This window comes from Paenisporosarcina sp. P4_E4_2 (genome assembly GCF_056401595.1).
In genome coordinates this window covers 21,895-29,052 of sequence record NZ_JBFUJC010000006.1, presented here as the reverse complement: position 1 = coordinate 29,052, position 7,158 = coordinate 21,895, and the positions used below count along the sequence as shown (strand labels likewise).

Annotated in this window: 6 protein-coding genes; all 6 read right to left on the bottom strand. The window is 43.7% G+C overall.

The window, feature by feature from the left end; translation table 11 throughout:
- A partial coding sequence (locus AC1DSB_RS02090; protein WP_477585630.1) for a cobalamin-dependent protein occupies positions 1-1,728 on the bottom strand: 1,728 nt, incomplete at its 3' end.
- On the bottom strand, positions 1,725-2,360 hold the full coding sequence (locus AC1DSB_RS02085) for a TetR/AcrR family transcriptional regulator (protein ID WP_036659863.1): 636 nt from the start codon (positions 2,358-2,360) through the stop codon (positions 1,725-1,727). The genes AC1DSB_RS02085 and AC1DSB_RS02090, both read right to left, overlap by 4 nt.
- Positions 2,361-2,372: 12 nt before the next feature.
- Positions 2,373-3,512 (bottom strand): acyl-CoA dehydrogenase, encoded by a 1,140-nt coding sequence (locus AC1DSB_RS02080; RefSeq protein ID WP_016428289.1) that lies wholly within the window; start codon positions 3,510-3,512, stop codon positions 2,373-2,375.
- A 357-nt stretch (positions 3,513-3,869) separates the two neighbouring features.
- Entirely contained in the window at positions 3,870-5,006 is a 1,137-nt protein-coding gene (locus AC1DSB_RS02075; protein WP_016428290.1) for an acyl-CoA dehydrogenase, read from the bottom strand.
- 12 nt (positions 5,007-5,018) lie between these two features.
- Positions 5,019-5,870, bottom strand: coding sequence for a 3-hydroxybutyryl-CoA dehydrogenase (locus tag AC1DSB_RS02070; protein ID WP_016428291.1), 852 nt, complete (start codon positions 5,868-5,870; stop codon positions 5,019-5,021).
- Between the two features lie 36 nt (positions 5,871-5,906).
- Complete coding sequence (locus AC1DSB_RS02065; RefSeq protein ID WP_016428292.1) at positions 5,907-7,100, bottom strand: acetyl-CoA C-acetyltransferase; 1,194 nt, start codon at positions 7,098-7,100, stop codon at positions 5,907-5,909.
- Between the last annotated feature and the right edge of the window lie 58 nt (positions 7,101-7,158).

The window sequence follows — 7,158 nt, the reverse complement described above, 5'->3', positions numbered from 1 at the left end:
GAATACGCCCGCTGTATATGGGAATGAACCTGGTACGTTTTCTTTATAAACCCAGCGTAAAATTTCACCGTAATCCACGAACTTCGGCAATACGACTTTCGGAATTTTCAGACCGCTAAGGCTTTCTGTACGTAAGATCGTACGGATTTCTTTATCGCGTACTTGAGTGATGAACTCGTCGCCGGCATAAGCTTCTTTGAGCGCTTTCCAGTTGTCTAAAATGCGTTTTGATTCCGCAGTCAATTCGTCGCGAACACCTTGTGCAAGAGAAGTCAATGACTCGACTAATGCATCGTTCGGTGCTTTTTCGTTAACCGCTTCAATCGCGCCTTCTAATTGGAATAAACGACGTGCAAATTCCACTTGTTGATTGGACTTTTTGTGGTAGCCACGTACCGCATCCGTGATTTCGCGCAAGTAGTAACGACGGTCATTCGGAATAATAACGTTTTGCTTTTGCGTTTTCACAAATTGCTCATACGAAGTTTCCCAGTTCGTTCCGCATACTTCATTTACGCGTGACACTAAAGCTGCGAATAATGAGTTAGTGCCTTTATCGTTGAATTGACTAGCAATCGTGCCGTAAACAGGCATTGTATCAATACTAGCATCCCATAAGCCGCGGCTGCGTTGGTATTGTTTTTGCACTTGGCGAAGCGCGTCTTCAGAACCTTTGCGCTCGTATTTATTGATGACAATCAAGTCAGCGTAATCAATCATATCGATTTTTTCAAGTTGAGAAGGAGCTCCGAATTCACTAGTCATGACGTACATAGAAACGTCTGCTACGTTTGTGATTTCTGCATCCCCTTGCCCGATTCCACTCGTTTCCACGATGATTAAATCGTAGCCAGCCACTCTGACAACATCCAGTACGTCGCCAATAGCACCTGATAATTCAGTACGAGAACCACGTGTTGCCAAACTGCGCATGAAGACACGTTTGTTGAAAATTGCATTCATACGAATACGGTCGCCAAGCAATGCCCCACCTGTTTTTTGTTTTGTCGGATCTATTGATAGCACCGCAATTTTTTTATCCGGTAATTCCGATAAGAAACGACGAATCAATTCATCTGTCAAAGAAGACTTACCAGCTCCGCCTGTACCTGTGATCCCGAGTACTGGCGTTCCTTTAGAAAGTCCGCGCGCTTTTTCTACTAATGCTTTTGCTTCGGCATTTTCATTGTTTGCGCCATCTTCAGCCACACTGATTAAATGTGCCAACACTTCAGGATGGTCCGTATCAACTTGAGCCAATTGCTCTACAGCGTTATTTGCTTCAACAGCTTTATCACAGTCTTCTACCATGCGATTGATCATACCTTGAAGACCTAGTGTACGGCCGTCTTCTGGTGAGAAAATCCACGCGATGCCGTAATCATGAAGTTCCTTGATTTCTTTTGGAATAATTACACCACCACCACCGCCGTAAATGCGGATATGTGGAGCTCCTCTTTCAGCAAGTAAATCGTACATGTATTTAAAGTATTCAACGTGTCCACCTTGATAAGATGAAATCGCAATACCGTGCGCATCTTCTTGAATTGCCGCGTTCACAACTTCTTCCACTGAGCGGTTGTGCCCTAAATGAATGACTTCAGCACCTGTTGATTGTAGGATGCGACGCATAATGTTGATTGACGCATCATGCCCATCAAATAGACTTGAAGCCGTCACGAAACGTACGTGGTTTTTTGGACGATAAATTTCCACTGTTGCTGTCATGCTGTTCCCCCATTCCCTTGTATCCCTTGTAAGAAAAATGTTGTTTGCTGATCAATGAACTGTTCGATGGTCAGATCACGGTGGAGTCCCCAACGTCTAAACGACCACATCTGTCCTTGAACAACGATATGGTGTGCTGCCAATTTTACGGCATCTTGAGACAGTTGAATTTCACCCGATTTGCGGCAAGCATGAAGAATGTCTTCAAAAATTGCTACCATCTCGAGTTCTTTTTTCAATACATATTGCAGTGCATCTTTTGGCAGGGATTTTGATTCCTGGTACATAACCATGAATTCATCCTGCATTTCATCAATAAGCAAGTAATAGTGACGGATGGCTGTTTTCAAGCCATCCAGTGTACCAGCTTGCGTTGGAAGAGCTGTAAGACGTTCCTGCACTTTTTCGTAAATGCTGTCACACACTAAATACAATACGTCTTCTTTCGTACGGATGTATTCATAAAGTGTGCCGATGCTGAATCCTGCTTCCTTTGCGATTTCACGAGTCGTGGTCCGATGAAAGCCCTTTTGTTTAAAGAGCGCGACAGCCCCCTGAATCATTTGATTCCGGCGTTTAGAAATTAGGCTTTCATCTTTCACAGACGACTGGACTTCGCGCTTGGGCTTCATTTGCGTCACGACTTACTTCGTCAACATACGAGAAATAACAAGACGTTGAATCTCTTGTGTTCCCTCGTAGATTTGTGTGATTTTCGCGTCGCGCATGTAACGTTCCACTGGATAGTCTTTCGTATATCCGTAACCACCGAATACTTGAACAGCTTCCACTGTTACTTTCATCGCTGTATCCCCTGCCATTAATTTCGCCATCGCTGATTCTTTCCCGTACGAATGACCGTTTGATTCCAACCAAGCTGCTTGGTACGTCAATAAACGTGAAGCTTCGATTGATGTTGCCATGTCAGCCAATTTGAAAGACACCCCTTGGTTCGCAGCGATTGATTTACCGAATTGAACGCGTTCTTTCGCATATTCTACTGAAGCGTCGAGTGCACCTTGAGCGATACCAACAGCTTGTGCTGCAATGCCGTTACGTCCTCCATCAAGCGTCTTCATTGCGATGATGAATCCTTCGCCTTCTTCACCTAGCAAGTTTTCTTTCGGGATGCGGCAGTTGTCGAAAATGATTTCCGTTGTTGGTGATGAACGGATGCCGAGTTTCTTTTCTTTCTTCCCAACTGAGAAGCCTTCGAAATCAGCTTCAACGATGAATGCACTTGTACCTTTATGTTTTGAAGTTGGATCCGTTACTGCAAATACTACATAAATGTCAGCAATTCCACCGTTTGTAATGAATATTTTTGAACCATTCAACACATAGTGATCGCCATCGAGTTTAGCTGTTGTTTTCATGCCGCCAGCATCAGAACCTGAACCAGCTTCTGTTAAACCGTAGCCGCCAATTTTTGTTCCTTCAGCCATTGGACGAAGGTATTTTTGTTTTTGTTCTTCGTTTCCGTATTTGAAAATCGGCCATCCAGCTAAAGATGTATGAGCTGAAAGTGTTACACCCGTTGATGCACAAACGCGTGAAAGTTCTTCTACTGCGATACAGTAAGCCAAGTAATCCGAACCGATTCCGCCGTACTCTTCAGGCCAAGGGATCCCTGTTAATCCTAGCTCAGCCATTTTGTCGAAAATCTCACGGTCAAAGCGTTCTTCTTCATCACGCTCTGCAGCAGTTGGTGCTACTTCTTTCGTCGCGAAGTCACGCACCATTTTACGAATCATTTCATGTTCTTCTGTTAGTTTGAAGTTCATATTAAGCCCACCCTATATTTTTTAGTTTATTAAATGTAAATTACATATCATGGTGAAGAAAATCACTCCCTTTCCGCCGACTACCCACGAGCCTCCTCGATTGGTTCTTACTTCACCAATCTGCGGGGTCTCTTAGGGGGAGTTATTCTGRGGGAGTGTCGTGAATTTCCACACCACTTGGACTAATAATAAAACACTTGTTTCTTATCATTATTAAATTTAGCGAGCGGAAGGTGGCGACTCCCAGGGGATCAGCAAGCCAATTAAGACCCTGGATTGAGCATAGCGAAGGAAGCGGCTTGATGCTTGCCCCCAGGAAAGCGTTCACCTGCAGCGACTCGAATCTAAAACAGACTTTTATTTCAGTAAGTGTTTCCCGATTACTAGTCGCTGGATTTCAGATGTGCCTTCGTAAATTTCGGTAACTTTCGCGTCACGGAAATAGCGTTCTACTGGATAGTCTTCTGTGTAGCCATAACCACCAAATACTTGAACTGCTTCGATGGATGTTTCCACTGCGGTTTTAGAAGCGAATAGTTTTGCCATTGACGCTTCTTTTCCACAATTTATGCCGCGTGAACGTAAATCTGCCGCGCGATAAACCAATAATTTAGATGCTTCGACAGCTGTAGCCATGTCCGCGATTTTAAAGCCTACACCTTGTTGTGCTGCAATCGGTTTACCAAATTGAACGCGCTCTTTTGCATATCCAACTGCAGCCTCGTATGCTGCTTCCGCAATTCCTAAAGCCTGTGCTGCAATTCCGATTCGACCAACATCCAAGTTTGCCAAGGCAATTTTAAAGCCTTCGCCTTCTTGACCTAATAAGTTTTCAACCGGAACTCTCATATCTTCAAATGTTAGCTGAACTGTACGTGAACCGTGCAAGCCCATTTTGTGTTCATCTTTACCGATAATCAAGCCCGGTGTGTCTTTATCGACGATGAAAGCAGATATCCCTCTCGAACCTTGCGTCGCATCCGTTGAAGCAAACACAATATAAACGTCAGCTTCTCCACCGTTTGTGATGAAAACTTTTGAACCGTTAATTTTATAATGTTCCCCGTCTTTAACTGCTTTTGTTTTCATAGAGCCTACGTCTGATCCTGCTGATGGTTCAGTTAAGCAAAATGCTCCTAAATATTCTCCAGCCGCTAATTTCGGAATATACTTTTGTTTTTGCTCTTCGTTTCCGAAATACAAAATCGGATTCGTCCCAACAGATGTATGTACTGATAAGATAACGCCAACTACAGCACTCACTTTTGATAATTCATGAATCGCAATTATGTAGCTTGTGAAGTCCATTTCAGATCCACCGTACTGCTCTGGAATGGTGATTCCCATCAAGCCTAACTCCGCCATTTTATTTAAAACTTCACGTGGAAATTCACCTTGTTCCATTCTTTCAATGAATGGTTCAATTTCCGTTTTTGCAAAGTCACGTACCATATTGCGCATCATTAATTGTTCTTCTGTAAATTTCAATTCCATTGATGAAACCCCCTATTCGTACTCGTAAAAACCGCGACCTGTTTTCTTACCTAACCAGCCAGCTTTTACATATTTTCGAAGCAATGGACACGGACGATATTTGCTGTCGCCGAAGCCGTCATGCAGGATTTCCATAATGTACAAACAAGTATCCAGACCAATGAAATCAGCTAATTGCAGAGGTCCCATTGGATGATTCATTCCAAGTTTCATGACATCGTCAATGGCTTCTTTCGTAGCCACACCTTCGTACAATGTATAAATCGCTTCGTTGATCATTGGCATAAGAATGCGGTTAGAAACGAATCCTGGGAAGTCGTTTACTTCAACAGGCACTTTATTAAGTTTTTTCGTCATTTCTTCGATGCTTGTGTAAACTTCGTCCGTAGTTGCAAGTCCACGAATGATTTCAACCAGTTTCATAACTGGTACCGGATTCATGAAGTGCATGCCGATTACTTGTGCCGGACGGTTTGTCGCTGCAGCGATTTCCGTGATTGGTAGAGATGATGTATTTGAAGCCAAAATTGTATGCTTCGGTGTAATTTCATCAAGTTGTTTGAAAATCTTTTGTTTGATTTCCATGTTTTCGACTGCCGCTTCAATCACTAAGTCAACGTCCGATGCATCGTTTAAGTCTAGTGACTTTGTGATGCGAGAAAGTACTTGCTCCTTCTCACCTTCTGTCATGCGTCCTTTTTCAACATTGCGTGATAAGTTTTTCGTGATTGTCATAAGACCGCGTTGGAAAAATTCTTCTTTCATGTCATTCAGTTTTACGTCGAAGCCAGCTTGTGCACACACTTGTGCAATTCCTGACCCCATTTGACCTGCTCCGATTACGAGTACTTTTTGAATTGTCATCTTGTTGTCCTCCTCTATACGTTCACACTGTTTAAATTAAGCTTTAGGCACTTCAATCATGATGGCATCGCCTTGACCGCCACCAGAACAGATAGCTGCGATTCCGATTCCGCCACCGCGGCGTTTCAACTCGTAAGCCAAAGTTAAGATAATACGAGCTCCACTCGCTCCGATTGGGTGTCCAAGTGCTACTGCTCCACCATTTACATTGACTTTCGTTTCATCCAGGTTCGCGATTTGTGCAGATGCCAAAGCTACTGCTGCAAATGCTTCGTTGATTTCGAACAAGTCGATGTCTTCTAATGTTTTGCCTGTTTTTTCTAAGATTGCATTGATAACAAGACCCGGTGTTTGTGGGAAGTTTTCTGGCTCAATTGCAACTTCCGCGTGACCGATGACATAAGCAAGAGGTGTCTTGCCTTCTGCCTTCGCTTTATCTTCGCTCATCAACACAAGTGCCGCAGCTCCATCATTTACACCAGGTGCGTTACCTGCTGTGATGCTACCCTCTTTGCCAAATACCGGTCTTAATTTTGATAAAGATTCGACTGATGTATCACGACGGGGTGCTTCGTCTTGTTCAATTTTCAATGTGTCACCTTTACGTTGTGGAACTTCCACTGGCGTAATTTCTTCAGCGAATGTTCCGTTGTCGATTGCTTTCAACGCTAAATCATGACTGCGGAATGACCATGCATCTTGCGCTTCGCGAGACAACGCGAATTGCTCAGCTGTTGTATTGCCGTAGGTGCCCATGTGTACACGTTTCGGGTTGAATGAACATGAAAGTCCGTCATAAATCATGCCGTCTATCATTTGTGCATCGCCCATACGTAACCCGAATCGACCTTTAGGCAAATAATACGGAGCGTTTGACATGGATTCCATGCCGCCTGCAACGATTGTTTCTTCTTCACCTAAACGGATTAATTGATCTGCTAACGTTACTGCGCGCATACCTGATGCACACACTTTGTTGATTGTTTCTGTTTTAACGCTCCAAGGAAGGCCTGCTTTTGTAGCTGCCTGACGAGAAGGAATTTGCCCTTGCCCAGCTTGCAAAACCGTACCCATGATGACTTCATCCACTGATTCTGGTGCAACGCCTGCACGGTTCAATGCTTCTTTGATGGCTACTCCACCTAAATCGCTTGCAGTAAGTGAAGAGAGTGCACCTCCCATTTTCCCGAATGCTGTACGTGCGCCATCTAAAATAACTGTTTTTGTCATGATTGTTGCCCCCTTTGAATGTATACGCTTACAGTTTTGTTTTTTTAAAGAATTGCGA